This is a genomic window from Mesorhizobium sp. W016 (genome assembly GCF_054719485.1).
The window spans coordinates 2,791,957-2,809,790 of the sequence record NZ_JBTTIF010000002.1 but is presented as its reverse complement, the minus strand read 5'-3'; the positions used below and the strand labels follow the sequence as shown (position 1 = coordinate 2,809,790).

The 17,834-nt window shown below is 65.2% G+C and carries 17 protein-coding genes; 8 read left to right on the top strand and 9 right to left on the bottom strand.

Annotated features, from left to right (window positions below):
- Positions 1-153 precede the first annotated feature (153 nt).
- Positions 154-1,164 (bottom strand): zinc-dependent alcohol dehydrogenase family protein, encoded by a 1,011-nt coding sequence (locus ACYG9V_RS14005; protein ID WP_352764416.1) that lies wholly within the window; start codon positions 1,162-1,164, stop codon positions 154-156.
- Positions 1,165-1,269: 105 nt separating this feature from the next.
- Here ACYG9V_RS14005 and ACYG9V_RS14000 point away from each other — a divergent pair, with 105 nt between their 5' ends.
- Positions 1,270-2,217, top strand: coding sequence for a LysR family transcriptional regulator (locus ACYG9V_RS14000; protein ID WP_352764413.1), 948 nt, complete (start codon positions 1,270-1,272; stop codon positions 2,215-2,217).
- 95 nt (positions 2,218-2,312) lie between these two features.
- Positions 2,313-2,813 carry a hypothetical protein gene (locus tag ACYG9V_RS13995; RefSeq protein WP_245260094.1) on the top strand — a complete coding sequence of 167 codons (501 nt, stop codon included), beginning with the start codon at positions 2,313-2,315 and terminating at the stop codon, positions 2,811-2,813.
- Between the two features lie 140 nt (positions 2,814-2,953).
- On the opposite strand, the gene ACYG9V_RS13990 is transcribed toward ACYG9V_RS13995, so the two are convergent.
- From ACYG9V_RS13990 to ACYG9V_RS13980, 3 genes are read right to left on the bottom strand one after another with little or no spacing between them, the layout of a single operon-like run.
- Positions 2,954-3,844: a ribokinase gene (locus tag ACYG9V_RS13990; RefSeq protein WP_352764411.1), complete on the bottom strand. Its 891-nt coding sequence runs from the start codon at positions 3,842-3,844 to the stop codon at positions 2,954-2,956.
- Complete coding sequence (locus ACYG9V_RS13985; RefSeq protein WP_023730361.1) at positions 3,841-4,716, bottom strand: MurR/RpiR family transcriptional regulator; 876 nt, start codon at positions 4,714-4,716, stop codon at positions 3,841-3,843. Before ACYG9V_RS13985 ends, ACYG9V_RS13990 begins: the two co-directional genes overlap by 4 nt.
- Entirely contained in the window at positions 4,716-5,714 is a 999-nt protein-coding gene (locus tag ACYG9V_RS13980) for a sugar phosphate isomerase/epimerase family protein (protein ID WP_352764408.1), read from the bottom strand. The genes ACYG9V_RS13985 and ACYG9V_RS13980 overlap by 1 nt, the downstream gene beginning before the upstream one ends.
- Positions 5,715-5,952: 238 nt before the next feature.
- Here ACYG9V_RS13980 and ACYG9V_RS13975 point away from each other — a divergent pair, with 238 nt between their 5' ends.
- Genes ACYG9V_RS13975 through ACYG9V_RS13950 form a run of 6 tightly spaced genes read left to right on the top strand, consistent with a single transcriptional unit; the run spans position 5,953 to position 11,839 of the window.
- Positions 5,953-6,555 carry a CDP-alcohol phosphatidyltransferase family protein gene (locus ACYG9V_RS13975; RefSeq protein ID WP_027048772.1) on the top strand — a complete coding sequence of 201 codons (603 nt, stop codon included), beginning with the start codon at positions 5,953-5,955 and terminating at the stop codon, positions 6,553-6,555.
- Between the two features lie 41 nt (positions 6,556-6,596).
- Entirely contained in the window at positions 6,597-8,378 is a 1,782-nt protein-coding gene (locus ACYG9V_RS13970) for a bifunctional alpha/beta hydrolase/class I SAM-dependent methyltransferase (RefSeq protein ID WP_460222067.1), read from the top strand.
- Positions 8,379-8,382: 4 nt separating this feature from the next.
- On the top strand, positions 8,383-9,753 hold the full coding sequence (locus tag ACYG9V_RS13965) for a phosphatase PAP2/dual specificity phosphatase family protein (RefSeq protein ID WP_352673751.1): 1,371 nt from the start codon (positions 8,383-8,385) through the stop codon (positions 9,751-9,753).
- 10 nt (positions 9,754-9,763) lie between these two features.
- Positions 9,764-10,198, top strand: coding sequence for a hypothetical protein (locus ACYG9V_RS13960; RefSeq protein WP_352673753.1), 435 nt, complete (start codon positions 9,764-9,766; stop codon positions 10,196-10,198).
- Positions 10,199-10,201: 3 nt separating this feature from the next.
- Complete coding sequence (locus ACYG9V_RS13955; RefSeq protein WP_352673755.1) at positions 10,202-10,870, top strand: lysophospholipid acyltransferase family protein; 669 nt, start codon at positions 10,202-10,204, stop codon at positions 10,868-10,870.
- Between the two features lie 39 nt (positions 10,871-10,909).
- Entirely contained in the window at positions 10,910-11,839 is a 930-nt protein-coding gene (locus tag ACYG9V_RS13950; RefSeq protein ID WP_031246892.1) for a phosphatidate cytidylyltransferase, read from the top strand.
- 10 nt (positions 11,840-11,849) lie between these two features.
- Here the strand turns inward: ACYG9V_RS13950 and ACYG9V_RS13945 are convergent, their stop codons facing one another.
- The 5 genes from ACYG9V_RS13945 to ACYG9V_RS13925 form a co-directional block, all read right to left on the bottom strand.
- Positions 11,850-13,457 (bottom strand): FGGY-family carbohydrate kinase, encoded by a 1,608-nt coding sequence (locus ACYG9V_RS13945; RefSeq protein WP_352764401.1) that lies wholly within the window; start codon positions 13,455-13,457, stop codon positions 11,850-11,852.
- A 146-nt stretch (positions 13,458-13,603) separates the two neighbouring features.
- Positions 13,604-14,332 carry an SDR family oxidoreductase gene (locus ACYG9V_RS13940; protein WP_352521038.1) on the bottom strand — a complete coding sequence of 243 codons (729 nt, stop codon included), beginning with the start codon at positions 14,330-14,332 and terminating at the stop codon, positions 13,604-13,606.
- A gap of 27 nt (positions 14,333-14,359) precedes the next feature.
- Positions 14,360-15,619, bottom strand: a complete 1,260-nt coding sequence (locus ACYG9V_RS13935) for a sugar ABC transporter permease (protein ID WP_352764399.1) — start codon at positions 15,617-15,619, stop codon at positions 14,360-14,362.
- Positions 15,616-16,440: an ATP-binding cassette domain-containing protein gene (locus tag ACYG9V_RS13930; protein ID WP_023688990.1), complete on the bottom strand. Its 825-nt coding sequence runs from the start codon at positions 16,438-16,440 to the stop codon at positions 15,616-15,618. Before ACYG9V_RS13930 ends, ACYG9V_RS13935 begins: the two co-directional genes overlap by 4 nt.
- A gap of 151 nt (positions 16,441-16,591) precedes the next feature.
- Positions 16,592-17,656, bottom strand: a complete 1,065-nt coding sequence (locus ACYG9V_RS13925) for an ABC transporter substrate-binding protein (protein WP_023672498.1) — start codon at positions 17,654-17,656, stop codon at positions 16,592-16,594.
- Positions 17,657-17,834: the final 178 nt, after the last annotated feature.

The following is a 17,834-nucleotide window of genomic DNA, read 5'->3' as shown; positions in this document are numbered from 1 at the left end:
GGGAGATGTCGCCGAAGGCGACAGAGGGGGTCGCCTCTCGTTGAGCGCCAACCTCCTTCCGCCGCAATAGGTCGAGCCCGGTCGGACCGACCCCCTCTGCCCTGCCGGGCATCTCCCCCTCAAGGGGGGAGATTGGCAGCTCGCGCGCCTCGGCTACCAGTCGAGCTTGAACGCAAGCTTGCCGAAATGCTGCCCGCCCGCCGCCATGTGCGCGTAGGCTTCGGCCGCCTGCTCCTGGCTAAACACCTTGTCGACGACCGGGTCGATGCGGGCGGCGGCGATGGCGCGGACGGCGGCGCGAAGGTCAGATACCGACCCGGTGTTGTTGCCGACCAGCTTAAGTGCCTTGATGATGATCGGCAGCAGGTCGACCGTGGCCTCGGCGCCGGTGACGAAACCGATGGTGAACAGCGTGCCGCCAGGCGCGGTGGCGTTGACGGCGCGGGCGAAGGTGGCGGTGCCGGCGGTCTCGACGACGAGGTCGGCGCCGAGGCCGCCGGTCAGTTCCAGCACCTTGCCGTCCCAGTCGGGCGTCGCGCGGTAGTTGATGAGATGATCGGCGCCGAGTGCCTTCGCCCGCTCCAGCTTCTCGTCCGACGAAGAAGTGATGATGACGGTTGCGCCGGCGGCATTCGCCAGCTGAAGGGTGAAGATGGAGACGCCGCCGGTGCCGAGCAGCACGACGACCGAGCCCGGCCCGACATCGGCGGCGCGGACGGCGTTCCAGGCGGTGGTCGCGGCGATCGGCAGGGTCGACGCCGCCTCGAAAGAGAGACGAGCCGGTACCGGCACGAGCGAGTTGGCCGGCAGCGCGACATATTCGGCGAGCGACCCCGGCAGCGAAATTCCGCGCATCTGTGTCATCTCGTTAGGCCGGGGCGGACCGCCGATCCAGCGCGGCTTGGCATGGGCAACGACGCGATCGCCGACGGCGAAATCCGTAACGCCCTCCCCCAGCGCGACGATCTCGCCGGCGCCGTCGGCGACGGGAATGAGCGGAAAGCCGGGCACGCGATAATTGCCGCTGGCCACCGCCACATCGACGAAATTCAGGCTCGCGGCGCGCTGGCGGATCAGCACTTCGCCGCGCTGCGGTTCAGGCGTGGCAATGGTGGTGGCGCGAAAGGCGTCCAGCTTGGCGGCGGTCAGTTCGATGGCTTTCATGGCTCACGCATTCCGGTTGAAGGGGTCGATCGTCAGGATTGAGTGAAGCTATCTGCTGCGCTACAAGCAGATAATCCGGAACCTTACATATGAGTCCTGTGTTTCATGCAGCAATCACACGACCCCGCCAGCCTTGCCGAAATGGCCGCCTTTGCGGCCATCGCCGAAGCGCGCTCCTTCACCAAGGCAGCGTTGCGCGTCGGGCGCGACCCGACGATCCTGTCACGCCGCCTGCAATCGCTGGAGGAGCGGCTCGGCGTGCGGCTGCTGCACCGCACGACCCGAAGCGTATCGTTGACGGAGGCGGGAGCGGAGTTCCTGGTACGCGTTCGCGCCATCCTGGCCTCGGTAGACGAAGCCGAGGCAGCTGCTTCCGCGCATGCCAGCGGGGCTCCGCGGGGCTTGCTGCGGCTGGCGATGCCGGGAACCTTTGGCCGTATGTGGATCGGGCCGCTGCTGCCGCAATTTCTAGCGACGTTCCCGGATGTCCGCATCGAGGCCGAGTTCTCCAACCGGTTCGTCGATCTCGTTGCAGAGAACTTCGATGTCGCCGTCCGTCTCGGCGCGCTGGAGGACTCGCGCCTGGTGGCGCGCAAGATCGCGACACGGCGGCGGTTGCTGTGCGCTGCTCCCTCCTACCTCGCCCGCCGGGGCACGCCGGAAGCGCCGGAAGCGCTCACAGAACACGCCTGCCTCGGCTTCTCCGGCTTCCAGACCTTTCCAACCTGGGAGATGACCGACAGTTCGGGACGCCGCGTCAACGTCGACGTCTCGGGGCCGATGGTGTGCGACGATGCCGAGGTGCTGGTCGAAGCCGCGGTGCAAGGCCTCGGCCTGATGATGAGCACCGACTGGCTTGTCGGACGCGAACTCGCCGACGGACGGCTGGTGCCGGTGCTGGCGGACTGGACGCTGGCCGACGAAGGCGCGGTCTATGTCGTCATGCCCTCGGCCAAGGGACAAGCCGCCAAGACACGCGCCTTCGCCGAGTGGATCGGCAAGCGCTTCGCGCCGGAGCCGCCCTGGACGTCGAGGCCGGTCTCAAAGGCTTGATCAATGGGGCGCGCCGGGGGCTAAGACGGCATATGCCGCTGTCACCAGGCCTTTTGTCCTGTATGATCTCGTTGAATGTAGCTTGGGAGGGGATCATGCAAAGTGCATTGGCGAAGTTCATGATGGCAGGTTCCGTTCTGGCCGCGCTGCAAGCCGCGCAGCCGGCTTTTGCCGCGTCCTGCAACTGGAGCGCCAAGATGGAAGAAGACGAAGGCGGCAGCGTGCTGACGGCTTCGGTGTGCGGCGGACCGAAGGCCGATGCGCATCTGATGCTCGTCTGTTTCGACAAGCCGGTGCTGAGCTACGATCTGGGTGCGGCCGGCCAGCAGCTGGAACCCGGCATCAGCGCTTCCTTCACCTTCAAGGGCGGTGACAAGAGCGTGACCAAAAAGCTCGACCTCGAGGCCATGTATAATTACTTCACGGCTGAGCTGAGCAAAGACGATCCACTGCTCGGCCTGTTGCGCAGCAAGGGCGACGTCACGGTTACGGCCGACAAATATGGCGAGAACAGCTTTCCGCTGACGGGCTCGAGCGCTGCGATCGGTAAGGTGCTGGCGCAGTGCGGCAAAAGTTCGGCCGGCGAAGCGGACTGAAGCTCCCTACTTTCGACCACGCAGCTTGGTCCCGCGCCTCCATCAGGGCAAAGCCAAGCAGGTTCTCGCCGCGCCCGGTTTGCCGTTTCGCTCATCGACGGGGGCACGGGTTTGGAGGCGGCAATATGCGGCCTGAGTTTTCAACGCGAGCTGCGCTTTCCCTCCGGTGTCGCCACCAGCGAGGCGGCGGCGGCATTGGCCGTGGCGATCGCCGCTTCCATCGGATGGCCACGGGCGAGGCCTGCCGCGAAGGCGCCGACGAATTCGTCGCCGGCGCCATGGGTGCTGACGACTTTTACCGGAATGGCCGCCAGCGCGAAGGCCGCGCCGATCCGGTCGCAATAGGCGACGCCTTCGCCGCCGGCGGTGACGATCGCCGAGGGGTAGGTATCGATCAGCCGCCGCGCGGCTTCGGTTGCGCCGGCGAGCGTATCGACGACCGGAACGCCGGCCAAAAATTCCGCTTCGATGGCGTTGACGATGACGATGTCTATCAGAGCGGTCAATTCGGCCGACAGTGTTCGCGCCGGTGCGGCGTTGAGCACGACGCAGCCTCCGGATGCCTTCACCGCGCGCGCGGCAGCGATGTTGGCGGCATCGGGCACTTCGTTCTGCAGCAACAGCACTGCCGTCCGTACCACCACCTCGCCCGCAGCCGCGATGTCATCACCGCCCAGGGTGAGATTGCTGCCGGAGACGATCACCGCGCCATAGTCGCCATCGCTGTCGAAGATCGCCACGCTCATGCCGGAGCCTGCGCCTGCCGCCACGCGCACGAAGCGGCGATCGACGCCGGCGCGATCGAGATTGGCCAGCAGCGCCGTGCCGAAATCGTCGTCGCCGACGGCGGCGATCATCGCCGCGCGCACGCCGGCGCGTGCCGCCGAGACCGCCTGGTTGCCGCCCTTGCCGCCGCATTTCGGCTGCCAGGCATGGCCGGTCACAGTCTCGCCCTTGCGCGGACGGTCGGGCGCGTCGACCATGATGTCGTAGTGCAGGCTGCCGAAGACGGTGACCAGCGGAACCGTCATGTGCCGCGGTCTTTTCGCTTCGAGGTGACCGCCGACATGGTGCGGCCGAGATTGCGCTCCGCCGCCTGGTAGTCGCGCTGCGCCACCGCCACGAACAGCGCGTCGAGGATGTTGAGCTGCGCGATGCGCGCCGCCGCGTTCTCGCCCATCAGCGGCGATCCCTGCGCCGTCGAGCACAGCACGATGTCGGCAATCCGGGCCAGCGGCGAGTTGTCGTAGTTGGTGATGGCCAGCGTGCGGGCGCCGCTCTTGCGGGCAAGATGGATGGCGTCGATGACGGCCGACGTGTTGCCGGAATGCGAGAAGCCGACGGCGATGTCGTCGGCGCCGAGGAGCGAGGCCGACATCAGCATCATGTGCGAGTCGTCATAGACAGACGCGCGGATGCCGATGCGCAGGAATTTGTGCGAGACGTCGCGGGCGATCTGGGCGGAGCCGCCGACGCCATAAAAATCGCGGTTCCTGGCGCGGTAGAGCAGATCGGCGGCACGGTCGAAATCGTCCATGTCGAGGATCGCGAGCGTCTCCTCCAGCGCCTGGATCGAGGTGCGGAACACTTTCTGCACGATCTCGGCCGAGCTGTCGTCGACCGACAGTTCCTGGTGCATCTCGGCGGTCGGGAGGCGGCTGTATTCATAGACGGCGGTGCGGAAGTCGCGGTAGCCGGAGAAGCCGAGTTTCTTGGCGATCTTGACCACCATCGCCTCGGACACGCCGGCCTCCTCGGCGATCTGCTTGAGCGGAATGGTCTCGTCGAAACCGCGCCGGCCGAAGACGGTTTCCACCACCTTGGCCTCAAGCGGGGTGAGATGCGGCATCATCATGCGGATGCGCGGCCCCACGGCTTTCAGATCGAGATTGCTCAACGTCATCAACGTCCCCTCGTCTCCGGCCCGAGCATGGCTTCCTGGACGATAGCCTGCGACGTCACGGCGTCCTGGCTGTCCATGGCGGCGGACAGGCGGTTATCCTTCTCCAGCCGGTCGACAACGCGCAGCAGGCGCTTGACGGTGGCGATGTTGACTTCGCATTCGCGCACCGGATCGAGCCCGGTCATGTCGGGGAAAGTGTCGAAGTAGATGGCGCCGGCATAGCCGTCGCGACGGATCTGGCGCAGCAGTTCGATGGTCTGCAGCGTGTGCACCGCGCCGACCATCAGGCCGTCGTCGCGCTTGGCATAGCCATCGTTGAGATGGACGCCGAGCAGCTTGCTGTGGCGAGCGATCAGCGCCGCGGCGAAGGCCGGCTGTTCGTCGGCATAGAGCACATGGGCAAAATCGAGCGTGACGCCGAGATTGGGTAGGCCGACATCGCGGATCGCCAGCAAGGTGGTCGCGGCATCCGGCATCAGCGAGTAGGAGCGCGGTTCGTTAGGCTTGTACTCCAGGCTGATCTGGCAGCCGGGATCATGCGCGGCAACTTCACGAATCCCCTCGATTTCGTGCTGCCAGAGCGTCGCATAGTCAGTTTGAAATGCATAGTCGAAGCCATCCTGGCCCAGCCACAGCGTCATCAGACTGGCGCCGCACGCGCGCACCGCATCGATACCGGCCTTGGTCAAGTCGATGGCTTCGCGGCGCACCGCCGGGTCCGGATTGGTGAAGGCGCCGAGCTTGAAGGCCGGATTGGAGTAGTAACGCATGGCAAAGCCATTGATGGAAAGCCCGAGACCGCCGAGCTTTCGGGCGATTTCAGCCGGCTTTTCACTGACATGATCGGGGAAATTAAGATCAAGATCGGTCAACCCGTCGACCTTGGCCGCGCGAGTGGCCATCTGCAGCATGGACGGCTTGCCGGTGAGATCAGGCCATTCGGCTTGCGGCCGCGAGGCGAAGGAATTCAGGCGGGTGGCGAAGCGACTGTTTGTCATGATCGACCTTTCAGTGATTTACTTCACATAAATACGAGTATTTGTAAAGTTCTCATTTGCGAGGCGGTTTGTAGCGCGCAACATCCTGCTTGGCCGAGATCTTCGGCTGCGCCTCTGCATCCATGCCGGGAGTTTCGAGTCCCGCAACGGTGCGGATGCTGGTGCGAGCCCTTGCGCCCTGCCTGCCGATTGACCAATCTCGCCGACACTGTCATGAGCCGCGGTTGGGGGATCGCACATGCCAACGCTTTATCAACTGAAACCGGCCTTTCAGGCCAGGCTGCGGCCGCTGGCCGACCGGCTGGCCGATGCCGGCGTCACCGCCAACCAGATCACGCTTCTCGCCGCCGCGCTCTCCATCGCCACCGGCCTGGTGGTCGCGGCCTTTGCCTTCCATCCCCTGGTTTTCCTCTTGATGCCGGTGGTGCTGTTCGTGCGCATGGCGCTCAACGCCATTGACGGGATGCTGGCCAGGGAACATGGGCAAGCATCAAAACTCGGCATGTATCTCAACGAACTCTGCGACGTCGTCTCGGACCTGGCGCTGATCCTGGCCTTTGCCACCTTGTTCCCGGCCTGGGGTGTCGTCGCCTTCGCTATTACCGCCATGCTTGTCGAGTTCGCCGGCGTGCTTGGCGTTGCCGCAGGCAGCGGGCGCAACTATGCCGGGCCGTTCGGCAAGAGCGACCGAGCCCTGGTGCTCGGCGTCATCGCCTTCCTCATCGCCTGCGGCCTGTGGTTCCAAGCGATTGTGCCCTTTGTGTTTCCGGTCATGGCTACACTGTCAGTCGTAACCGCCATCAACCGGATACGCGGCGGCCTTAGAGCGGGCGGCGCATGATGCCAAAGCGTCAGGCACCCGACCGCCAGAGGGAAACCATGATCCACCAGACCATTGCAGCCGGAGCACCGGCAAGCCTCGAGCGCATCGCGCAGGAGCGCACGTTCAAGAGCCATGACGGCACCGAGATCTTCTACCGCTACTGGCCGGCCGCCGGGTCGACGCCAAAGGGTGCGATCCTTCTGTTCCATCGCGGCCACGAGCATGGCGGCCGCATGGCGCATCTGGTCGACGAACTCGCCATGCCCGACCATGCCTTCTACGCCTGGGACGCGCGCGGCAATGGCCGCTCGGCCGGCGAGCGCGGCTATGCGCCATCCTTTGCCGCCCTGGTTCGTGACATCGACTGCCTGGTGCGTGAGATCGGCCGGGATGGTTTTGGCCAGCGCGACATCGCGCTGATCGCGCAGTCCTTCGGCGCCGTGCTGGCCGCTGCCTGGGTGCATGACTATGCGCCCGACATCCGCGCGCTGGTGGTGGCTTCACCGGCCTTTTCGGTCAAGCTCTACGTGCCCTTCGCCAAAGAGGGCATTGCGCTGTGGCAGAAGCTCAAGGGCCGCTTCTTCGTCAATTCCTACGTCAAGGCGAAGTTCCTGACGCATGATGCCGAGCGCATCGCTTCCTTCGACGCCGATCCGCTGATCACGCGACCGATCGCCTCCAACATCCTGGTCGAGCTTTACGACCACGCTGCCCGCATCGTCTCGGACGCGCGCGCCATCACCGTGCCGACGCAGTTCTTGATCTCCGGCAGCGATTGGGTGGTGCGGCATGGACCGCAGCACGAATTCTTCGTCAATCTCGGCAGCAGCGCCAAGGAGCGGCATGTGCTGCCCGGCTTCTTCCACGACACGCTGGGCGAGCGCGATCGCAAGCAGGCGCTGGACTTGATCCGGCCGTTCCTCGAAAAGCAATTTGCCACGCCGGAGAAAACCATCGACTTGCTTCAGGCCGACCGCGCCGGCTACACCCGCGACGAGGCCGAGAGGCTCGCCTCGCCGCTGACGCTGTTGTCGCCCAAGGGAATTTTCTGGGCGATGAGTCGCGCCTCGATCCGCATGGGCGCCTGGCTGTCTTCGGGCATGAAGATCGGCATCGCCACCGGCTTCGATTCCGGCTCGACGCTCGACTATGTCTACGAGAACGATGCGCGCGGCACCGGCTTCATCGGCCGCATGATCGACCGCACCTTCCTCGACGCCATCGGCTGGCGCGGCATCCGCCAGCGCAAGCTGCATCTGGAAGAGCTGATCGGCAACGCCGCCGCCAGCCTGATGGCGGCTGGCCGTCCCGTCCACATGCTCGACATCGCCGCCGGTCACGGCCGTTATGTGCTCGATGCCGTCGCAAAATGCACTGAACCACCGGCAAGCGTGCGGCTGCAGGATTATTCCGAACTCAATGTCGGGCTCGGCTCGAAGCTGATCGCCGAGCGGCGTCTGCCGACCAGCGTTACCTTCCATCAGGCCGACGCCTTCGATGCCGACATGCTGGCTGGGTTGACCCCGGCGCCGGACCTCGCCATCGTCTCCGGACTTTACGAATTGTTCGCCGACAATACGATGATTTCCCGCTCGCTCGGCGGGCTGGCGAGCGCCATGCAGCCCGGCAGCCTGCTCGTCTACACCAATCAGCCATGGCATCCGCAGCTGGAGATGATCGCGCGCAGCCTGACCTCGCATCGCGGCGGCCAGGCCTGGGTGATGCGGCGGCGCACGCAAGGCGAGATGGACCAGTTGGTGACGGCTGCCGGTTTCGCAAAGATCGACCAGCGCATCGACCAATGGGGCATCTTCACCGTCTCGGTCGCACGGCGCGTCTGAGACCATGGCCCTGCCTGTCGCTGACCCTGCCCCGGCGCGGGAACCCTATTTGGGCATCGTGCTGAGGGCAGCCCTTTGGCTGGCGCTGTTGGCGCCATTCTTCTATTCGACCTATAGCTTTGCCAACTGGCTGGCGTCGCGGCGCGACCATGTCGGCAGCATCGTGTTTGCCTGGGAACACGCCATCCCGTTCGTCGCCTGGACGATCGTGCCCTATTGGTCGATCAATCTGTTCTACGGCCTATCGCTGCTGCTCAACACGACCAGGCGCGGCGTCGACCGGCTCGCCGGCCGCTATCTCTCGGCGCAGATCATTGCCGTCGCCTGCTTCATCGCGTTCCCGCTGACGGCGACCTTCGTGCGGCCGGAAACCACCGGCCTGCCGGGTTTCCTGTTTGCGGTGCTCGGTGGTTTCGACAAGCCGTTCAACCAAGCGCCATCCCTGCACATCGCACTCCTGGTGATCATCTGGGACCATTGGCGTCACGTTCTGGCACGTCACCGTCTCGGCGGCATTCTCCGCCCGGTCTGGCACGTCTGGTGTTTTCTCATCGGCGCCTCGGTGCTGACGACCTGGCAGCATCATTTCATCGACATTCCGACCGGCGCCCTGCTCGGCCTGTTTGCGCTGTGGCTGTTTCCGTCCAAGGGCGAGCTGCCATTCTGGGGTTTTCGGTTGACCGCCGACCCAAGGGCGCGGCGGCTGGCGGGTTATTACGGGCTGGGGGCGGCCCTTGCCCTGGCCGGCGCTGCCGAGGGCGCGTTGGTCTCCGCCGATTTTCTCATCCTGTTGTGGCCGGCATTGGCGCTGGCCATCGTCGCCTTCGGCTATGCTGGGGCCGGCACCAAAGTGTTCCAGAAGGCAGCCGATGGTAGCGTCTCACTGGCCAACCGTATCCTGCTCCTGCCCTACCGGCTTGGCGCCCGGATCAATGTGTGGGTATGGACCCGCCAACTGGCGCCGCAAGTGGAGATCACCGACGGTGTTTTCCTCGGCCGGTTTCCGAGTGCCGACGAGGCCAACCGCTTCGGCACAGTGATCGACCTTGCCGGCGAGATGGAACGGCCGCCCGGCGTGACCTGCCGCTGGATCAGCTACGCGATGCTCGACCTCGTGGCGCCGCCTCACGACAGGCTGGAGCGAGCGGTGGCGGCGATCGAGCTGGCGCGCCGGCGCGGCACCGTCCTGGTCTGCTGCGCGCTCGGCTTCCAGCGCAGTGCGGCCATCGTCGCCGACTGGCTGGTGGTGACGGGGCGCTCGTACACAGCTGCACAGGCGCGCAAGAGACTCGCCGCGTCGGGCAGGCCCGTGCACCTTCAGATCGGGCTGGATGAACCGGGGCTGGAAGAACCGGGGCTGGAAGAACCGACATGAGTTGGCCGGCATGAGTGGCGACAATTTTCCCGAGAAGGCCGAAATATTCGCCGCCGGGCTGATGGTGCAGGCGGTGTGGCCGATCCTGCTGGTGGTCGCGGCTGTGATGGCAGCGCCGGTCATCGGCCTGGTGGCCGGACCGCAGACGACAGCGCTGTCCGCGGCGGCCTGGCTGGTCGCGGCGGCGGGCGCCGTGGCCACGCTGGCTCTTTCGGCCTTGCTTTTGTTCGACGCGCTGCTGTTCCGGCTGATGGCAAGCCACGCCAGCGAGGCCGCCGGGGGTGCCGCGGTCGACGATGTGCTGGCGCGCATGCGCCTGAAGCCCGCCGCTGCCGGCGGCCGCTCGCTTGACCGTCGCATTGCAGGCACGCGCCGCCTGCTGACAAGGCAGCGCATGGCGCTCGCCATGTTTGCTGCGGCATCCCTTTTCGCAGCATTTGTTTGAGCCATGACAAAACTTCACCTGCGCGCCAACACCTTCACCTTGCTGCAGACGGTGACTTCGGTCGGCCTGTCGGCGGCGGCCTGGGTGGTAACCGGCGTCAGACCAATCTGGAACGGCAGCCAGCCGTCGGAGCGGCAGCGCATCTACTTCGCCAACCATGCCAGCCATGGTGATTTCATCCTGCTGTCGGCCTGTCTGAGTGAGAAGGTGCGCGCCCGGACCCATGCGATCGCGGCGGCCGAATATTGGGGCAAGTCGCGGCTGCGCCGCTTCATCGCGCAGGACATGATGTCGTCCGTGCTCATCCACCGGCAGTGGACCGACGAAACGCAACACCCGATCTCGATCATGCTGTCGGTGCTCGACGACGGCCACTCGCTGATCCTGTTTCCCGAAGGCACTCGCAACACGACGGAGGCGGATCTGCTGCCGTTCCGCTCCGGCCTCTACAATCTGTCGATGGCGCGGCCGGATGTGGAACTCATCCCGTGCTGGATCGAGAACATGTCGCGCGTGCTGCCCAAGGGCCAGTTCCTACCGGTGCCGCTTTTGTGCCGCGTCGTCTTCGGTCCGCCGGTGGCGATCGCGCCCGGCGAAGAACGCCGCACCTTCCTCGAGCGCGCGCGCCAGACGCTGCTGTCGCTCAACCCGCGTCCCGATCGGGACCGCTAGCATGACCAGGCAAAGAGACTTCGTATGACACTGCCGCCAATGCATGAAACCGTCATCCTGCTGGCCGGCCTGATCTGCGTGCTGACCATGGCGAGCATTATTGCCGGTATCCTCTCATGGCGGGCGCCGAAGCCGCTGCCCTCGACGCTCGTCAACTTGAACCAGCGCATCAACGCCTGGTGGGTGATGGTGCTGGCGATCACCGTCGCCTTCTTCTTCGGCCGCACCGGCATGACCATCCTGTTTGCGCTGATCTCGTTTGCCGCGCTGCGCGAGTTCGTGACGCTGACGCACAGCCGGCGCAGCGACCACTGGGTGCTGCTCGGCATGTTCGGCATCATCATTCCCTTCCAGTACTGGCTGGTGTGGACCGCCTGGTACGGGCTCTTCACCATTTTCATCCCCGTCTACTGCTTCCTCTTGATGCCGGCGGTCACCGCGCTCAACGGCGACACCGAGCGCTTCCTCGAGCGCGTGTCCGCGCAGCAATGGGCGGTCATGATCTCGGTCTACTGCGTCAGCCATGTGCCGGCGCTGCTGACCCTCAACGTGCCCGGTTTCGAGGGCCGCAACCTCCTGCTCATCGCCTTCCTGATCATCACCGTGCAAGGCAGCGACGTGCTGCAATACATTTTCGGCAAGCTGTTCGGCAGGCATCTTCTGTCGCCCTCCGTCTCGCCCTCGAAGACCTGGGAAGGGCTGGTCGGCGGGCTGGTGGCATCGAGCCTTCTCGGCGCGCTGCTGTCGTTCCTGACGCCGTTCTCGCCGCTGGCGGCGGCAGGCGTCGCCTTCATCGCCTGCCTGATGGGGTTCCTCGGCGGGCTGGTGGCGTCGGCGATCAAGCGCGACCAGGGCGTCAAGGACTGGGGTCACCTGATCGAGGGTCACGGCGGCATGATGGACCGCGCCGACAGCCTGGTCTTCGCCGCACCGGTGTTCTTCCACATCGTCCGCTATTTCTGGACGTGAGCTAAGCCGTTCAATCGCGGATGGCGCGGCCTGCCTGCTGCAGCAATTCGAAGGCGGCGAAGCGCTTGTCGTGCCAGGGCACGAGGTCGCCACCGGCCGGGCGATAGATGTCGCCGATGCGCGACATGCCGGTCATCGCCGCGATCACATCGGGAAATTTTTGCGCCGCCACCGCAGCCAATATGGCTGAGCCGAGCAGCACCGGTTCGGGCGAGGTCGAACCGGCGACGGTCAGGCCTGTGGTGTCGGCCAAAAGCTGACGTACCAGCTCGCTTTGCGCCGCACCGCCGCTGACGACGATAGTGTCGATGGCAATGCCTTTTTTGGCCATCGCCGCCAGGATCTGGCGAACGCCGTAGCCGATGCCCAGCAGGCCGCCGACATAGAGCGCGACCAGACTGTCGAGGGACGTGTCCATGCCAAGCCCGGCGATCAGGGCCTTGGACTCGGGATCGGCGAAGGGCGAGCGGTTGCCGAGGAATTCCGGCACAACATGCAGTCCATCGGCCAGGTGCGCTACGGCGGACAGGTCGGCGGACTGCTTCGCCGCCTGCTGACCAAGCCAAGCGGTCAGGCCGAGACCTTCCGCCTTGGCTTTTGCGGATGCCTCAGCCGTGGCCGGATGGAAAGCGACGAGGTGGTCGATTGCAGCACCCGCCGCCGATTGCCCGCCTTCATTGAGCCAAAGCCCCGGCACCATCGAGGAAAAATACGGGCCCCAGACGCCGGGCACGAAGGCCGGCTCGCTGGTGCTGGCCATGGTGCAGGCCGAGGTGCCGAAAACATAGGCCATGCGCGACTGCAAGGTGCCGACGGAGCCCTGCCCGCCAACCGTGCCGACTCCCCCGGCATGGGCATCGATCAGGCCGGCAGCAACCGGCGTTCCCGGCAGCAGGCCGAGATCGGCCGCGGCGGCCTCAGTGAGGCCTTGGGCAAGTGCCGTGCCACCCTCGACGATTTCGGTGCCGATGCGGGCAAAGCCTTCATCGGCGAGCGCGCCGAGGCCGATGGCACGGAAATAGGCATCGTCCCAGCGCCGCTCATGACCGAGATAGGTCCATTTGCAGGTCAGCGTGCAGATCGAGCGCGCTAGGCTGCCGGTTGAGCGCCAGGTCAGATAGTCGGTGAGGTCGAAGAAATGCTCGGCCGCATCGAAGGTGGCGGGCAGGTTCTCGCGCAGCCACAGCAGCTTCGGCGTTTCCATTTCCGGCGAGATGGTGCCGCCGACATAGTCGAGCACGGCGTGCTTGCCGGCATTGATGCGCTGCGCCTGATCGAGCGCGCGGTGATCCATCCAGACGATGATGTTGCGCTGGCTGTCGCCGGAACTGCCGACCGGCAACGGCGCGCCGTCCTTGCCGACCACGACCAGCGAACAGGTGGCGTCGAAGCCGATGCCGGCAATGTCGCGCCCAGCGAGCCCCGACTTCGTCACCGCCTCGCGCACGCTGGCGCAAACCGCACGCCAGATGTCCTCGCTCGACTGTTCGGCGATTTCGCCGGGCTCGATGAACAGAGCGATGTCGCGCTTCGCCGAGGCAAGCATGGTGCCCTTGCTGTCGAACACCCCCGCCCTGGCACTGCCAGTGCCGACGTCGATGCCGAGGAAGTGGGACATGGGAACCTCAGAAGTTAGGCAGTAGGGTGTAGGGTGTAGGGTGTAGGGTGTAGGGTGTAGGGTGTAGGGTGTAGGCGAGATGGTCAGCAGTGAACGGTCAGTTGCAAGAGCCTCTCCCCATTTCCTACTGCCTAACGCCTACTGCCTCACAAATCATTGCTCTGCGGCAGGATCACCAGATCCCTGATGGTGACGTTCCTTGGCCGCGTCAGCATGAACAGCACGGCTTCGGCGACCTCGACCGGCTGAATCAGGCCGCCCTTGGCCAGTTCATCCTCGAGCTTGTCCTTCGGCCAATCGCTGATCAGCGCTGTCACCACCGGCCCCGGCTGCACCGCGCCGACGCGCAGGCCGTGCGGGGCGACCTGGCGGCGCACCGTATGGACGAAGGCCTGCACGGCGTGTTTCGACGCTGTGTAGATCGGCTCCCAGACCACGGGCACCAGTCCGGCGATCGAAGACGTGACGATGATGTCGCCGGTCTTGCGCTCGACCATGTGCGGCAGCACGGCGTGTATGGAACGGAACACCGCATTGATGTTGAGGTTCAGCATGCGGTCCCACACATCGGGGTCGCCTTCGAGCACCGGGCCTCCGACATAGGCGCCGGCATTGGCGTGGAAGATATCGAGCTGGCCGGCCTTGTCCAGGATTTGCGGCATCATCGTCGCGACGCTGGCCGGCTTCATCAGATCGATCACCAGCGGGATCGCGTTGGGACCGAGTTCGGTGCAGACGCTTTTCAGCGCGTCTTCGGCGCGATCGACGAGCACAACGCGAACGCCGGCGGCAATCAGCGCTCTCGCGCATTCCAGGCCTATGCCCGACGCGGCGCCGGTAATCGCCGCGACTTTTCCACTCAAATCCTGAGCCATTCTTCTATCCTCGTATTCTCTGTTGGTTCAGGCTCGGCCGTGGGAAACCCGCGAGCGGCGTGCCAGGGAGTCGACGATGACCGCAATTGCCAGAACGGCGCCGGTGATCATGTAGCGAAGCGACGATGACAGATCGAGCAAGGTCAGCCCGCTGGCGATCGACTGGATGACGATGATGCCTAGCAGCGCGGAATAGGCGCTGCCACGGCCGCCAAACAGGCTGGTGCCGCCTATGACCGCCGCCGCAATGGCGTTGAGGTTGACGTCGCCGGTGCCGGCCTGCTGGCTGGCGGAGGCCAGCCGCGCCGCCGACAGGACGCCGCCGAGGGCGGCAAACATCGAGCACATGACGAAGGCGCTGAGGTAGATCGAGCGCACCTTGATGCCGGCCCGGCGCGCCGCTTCGCGGTTGCCGCCGACGGCGGTCATCGAGCGGCCCCATTGGGTGCGGGTCAGCGCATAGTTCATCGCCACCACCAGGCCGACGAACAGGCCGAACATCCACGGTATGCCGCGCGCCTGGTTGAGATAACCGACGATCAGTTCGAGCAGGATGGTCAGGGCGGCGACGCGCACGATGAGGCCGCCGACAGACGGCGCCGACAAATTGACGGCCCGGCGGCGGCTGACGGTGCGCAGGCCGCTGATCAGCATGACGATGCCGGGCAATGCCGCCAGTGCATAGGACAGCCAGTCCGGCATGACCAGCAACTGGCCGAAATTCACCAGGTTCGACCCATAGGGCAGATTGATCGAGCCGGTGGAGCCCAGAATATACAGTTGCAGGCCGAGCACGGCGAGCAGGCCGGCGAGCGTCGAGACGAAGCTTGGCATGCCGAGCCGGTTGAACAGCAAGGCATAGAGCGCGCCGATGAAACCGCCGACGGCAACCGCGGCGAGGATGGCGAGCGCCACCGGCCAGCCCTGGTTGACCCACAGCGTGCCTACCATGGCCGAGGCAAAGCCGCTGATCGAGCCGACCGACAGGTCGATCTCACCGACCATCAGCACACAGACGATGCCGAGCGCGATGACGCCGACGGTCGAGCAGTCGAACAGGAGATTGACCAGATTGCTCGACGAGACGAAGACCGGATTGAGGGCAGTGAACACGCTCCAGATGATGACCAGTCCGACAATCACCGGCAGCGAGCCGAGGTCGCCGGAGCGGACGCGGTCGAAGAAGGCGCTGATGGCGCCACCGACGCCGGCCTGGTGCTTGACGCGCACGTCGCTGCGGTCGAGCGCCGTCGACGAGGAGGTGTCCTGCTTGGGCTCCGCGCTCATGGCCGCTGCTCCTGGTTGTGCGCTTGTTCGGCGGCCTTGCGCCGTTCGGCGCGGCGCGACACTGCATTGTTGGCGGCGCCGGTGATGGCGCTGACCAGTTCCTGGTTCGAGGCGTCGGGTTCGAAGACGCCGTTGTTGCGGCCAAGCCTGAGCACCACGATGCGGTCGGCGACGGCGCGCACGTCCTCCATATTGTGACTGATCATCAGCACGCCGAGGCCACGCTCGCGCACCCGGTCGATGAGGTTCAGCACTTCCGCCGTCTGGGCGACGCCAAGAGCGGCGGTCGGCTCGTCGAGCAGGATGACCTTGGGGTCGAGCAGCAGCGAGCGGGCGATCGCCACGGTCTGGCGCTGGCCGCCGGACAGCGAGGCGACCGCCTCGCGGACGCTTGGAATACGCGCCGACAATTCGTTGAGCAGCGTCCAGGCGCGAATTTCCATCGCCACCTCGTCCAGCCGCAGCGGGTTGATCTCCTTGCCGAGAAAGATGTTGGCGACGACGTCGAGGTTTTCGCACAGTGCGAGATCCTGGAAGACGGTGGCGATGCCGAGCGTCAGCGCGGCGCTCGGGTCGGGCATCGTCACTTGCCTGCCGCGGAAATTGATGGTGCCCGAGCTCGGCTGGTGGACGCCGGCCAGAATCTTGACCAGCGTCGACTTGCCGGCGCCATTGTCGCCGACCAGCGCCACCACCTCGCCGGCATGGACATCGAGATCGATATCGGTGAGCGCCGAAACGGCGCCGAAATTCTTCGAGATGCCGCGCAGGCTGAGCACCAGCTCGCCTGCCGAAACCGGTCCGTCAGAGATGTCAGACATGGTGGCAAACCTTTCCGGATGGGCGGTCAAGAGTGACTGCGAACTTCCGGCCGCCGCAAGGGCGGCCGGAAAGCAGGATCAGGATTCTAGGTCATCCTTTTATGCATGTCTTATCCCAAAACCGCTGCGCGATTTTGGGCGACCTGCATTGTCACTTTGTGATGCCGAGCTTCTTGCAGCCTTCGGCATAGCGGTCGACGCAGAGCTCTTCGGCGGTGTTGATCTTCTTGTCGATGATCTCGGCCTTGAGGTTTTCCTGCGTCACCACCGCCGGCGTGAACAGCTGCGATGGGGTGTCGTAGAGGGTCATTTCGGCCTTCGGCGTCTCGCCCGACAGAAGCTGGACGGCGACGTTGGCGGCAGCCGCCGCAACGATCTCGCTCGGCTTGGAGATGGTGTTGTACTGATCGCCGGCGATGATCAGCTGCAGTGCGGCGATCGTCGCGTCGTTGCCGGTCACCGGCGGCACCGGATCGACACCGGCGGCCTTGAAGGCGGCGATGGCGCCACCACCGGTGCCGTCATTGGCCGCAACGACGCCGACGATCTGCGTGGAGAAGCGGGTGATCTGGCCGCTTGCCCATTGCTGCGCCTTCGGCGGGGCCCATTCCGGCGTGTCGTATTCGGCAAGGATCTTGTAGCCGCTGTTGTCGAGGCTGGAATGGATGCCCTTCTTGATCAGCCCGGCGGCCGCGTCGGTCGGCGATCCGTTGATCTGCAGCAGGCCGCCGCTGGCGGGGTCGACCTTCAGCGCCTTGAGGTGTTCGACGAGCGAGTCGGCAATGGCCTTGCCGATGCCTTCATTGTTGAACGAGACGTAGAAGTCGGCAGGTGCGGTCGGGATCGGGCGATCATAGGCGATGACCTTGACGCCCTGGCTCTGCGCCAGCTTGACCAGCGAGGCGGCGGCGGTCGAGTCGACAGGGTCGAGCACGATCGCCTTGGCGCCTTGCGAGATCACCGAGTTGAACTGCTGCTGCTGGCGCGAGGCGTCGGCATCGGCGTTCTGGTAGATCACCTTGCAGCCGGGGCAGAGTTTTTTCATCTCGGCGACGAAGCCGGGATAGTCGTGCTGCTCGTAGCGCGTCGAGGCTTGGTCGGGCATCAAGAAGGCGACCGTGGCGTCGGTAACCGGGGCAGCAAAGGCAGCGGTGCCGCCAAGAAGAGAAAGAGTGAGCGCGATGGCTCCCGTCGATTTCCAGGCAAATCTGGTCATTTCGATAGCTCCGTTTCAAGGAATGGTTTCATGAAGCCCTGGACACCACATGGCGCCGGGCCTTGACTGCAGTCGGGCTGTTGCGAGGAACAACGGAGCACTTGATCCGTGCTGCGCATCCTCTTGATATCTCTGGATTTCGGGACAAGCGATCTCCAGCACGGGACGCCTCCAACGC

What these genes read in the sequence shown, in the direction of transcription:
- ACYG9V_RS13975 (WP_027048772.1), top strand. Translation starts at nt 5,953, where the DNA reads ATGCCAACGCTTTATCAACTGAAACCGGCCTTTCAGGCCAGGCTGCGG.
- ACYG9V_RS13965 (WP_352673751.1), top strand. Translation starts at nt 8,383, where the DNA reads ATGGCCCTGCCTGTCGCTGACCCTGCCCCGGCGCGGGAACCCTATTTG.
- ACYG9V_RS13940 (WP_352521038.1), bottom strand. Translation starts at nt 14,332, where the DNA reads ATGGCTCAGGATTTGAGTGGAAAAGTCGCGGCGATTACCGGCGCCGCG.
- ACYG9V_RS13930 (WP_023688990.1), bottom strand. Translation starts at nt 16,440, where the DNA reads ATGTCTGACATCTCTGACGGACCGGTTTCGGCAGGCGAGCTGGTGCTC.
- ACYG9V_RS13990 (WP_352764411.1), bottom strand. Translation starts at nt 3,844, where the DNA reads ATGACGGTTCCGCTGGTCACCGTCTTCGGCAGCCTGCACTACGACATC.
- ACYG9V_RS13995 (WP_245260094.1), top strand. Translation starts at nt 2,313, where the DNA reads ATGCAAAGTGCATTGGCGAAGTTCATGATGGCAGGTTCCGTTCTGGCC.
- ACYG9V_RS14000 (WP_352764413.1), top strand. Translation starts at nt 1,270, where the DNA reads ATGCAGCAATCACACGACCCCGCCAGCCTTGCCGAAATGGCCGCCTTT.
- ACYG9V_RS13935 (WP_352764399.1), bottom strand. Translation starts at nt 15,619, where the DNA reads ATGAGCGCGGAGCCCAAGCAGGACACCTCCTCGTCGACGGCGCTCGAC.
- ACYG9V_RS13925 (WP_023672498.1), bottom strand. Translation starts at nt 17,656, where the DNA reads ATGACCAGATTTGCCTGGAAATCGACGGGAGCCATCGCGCTCACTCTT.
- ACYG9V_RS13950 (WP_031246892.1), top strand. Translation starts at nt 10,910, where the DNA reads ATGCATGAAACCGTCATCCTGCTGGCCGGCCTGATCTGCGTGCTGACC.
- ACYG9V_RS13980 (WP_352764408.1), bottom strand. Translation starts at nt 5,714, where the DNA reads ATGACAAACAGTCGCTTCGCCACCCGCCTGAATTCCTTCGCCTCGCGG.
- ACYG9V_RS13945 (WP_352764401.1), bottom strand. Translation starts at nt 13,457, where the DNA reads ATGTCCCACTTCCTCGGCATCGACGTCGGCACTGGCAGTGCCAGGGCG.
- ACYG9V_RS14005 (WP_352764416.1), bottom strand. Translation starts at nt 1,164, where the DNA reads ATGAAAGCCATCGAACTGACCGCCGCCAAGCTGGACGCCTTTCGCGCC.
- ACYG9V_RS13985 (WP_023730361.1), bottom strand. Translation starts at nt 4,716, where the DNA reads ATGACGTTGAGCAATCTCGATCTGAAAGCCGTGGGGCCGCGCATCCGC.
- ACYG9V_RS13960 (WP_352673753.1), top strand. Translation starts at nt 9,764, where the DNA reads ATGAGTGGCGACAATTTTCCCGAGAAGGCCGAAATATTCGCCGCCGGG.
- ACYG9V_RS13955 (WP_352673755.1), top strand. Translation starts at nt 10,202, where the DNA reads ATGACAAAACTTCACCTGCGCGCCAACACCTTCACCTTGCTGCAGACG.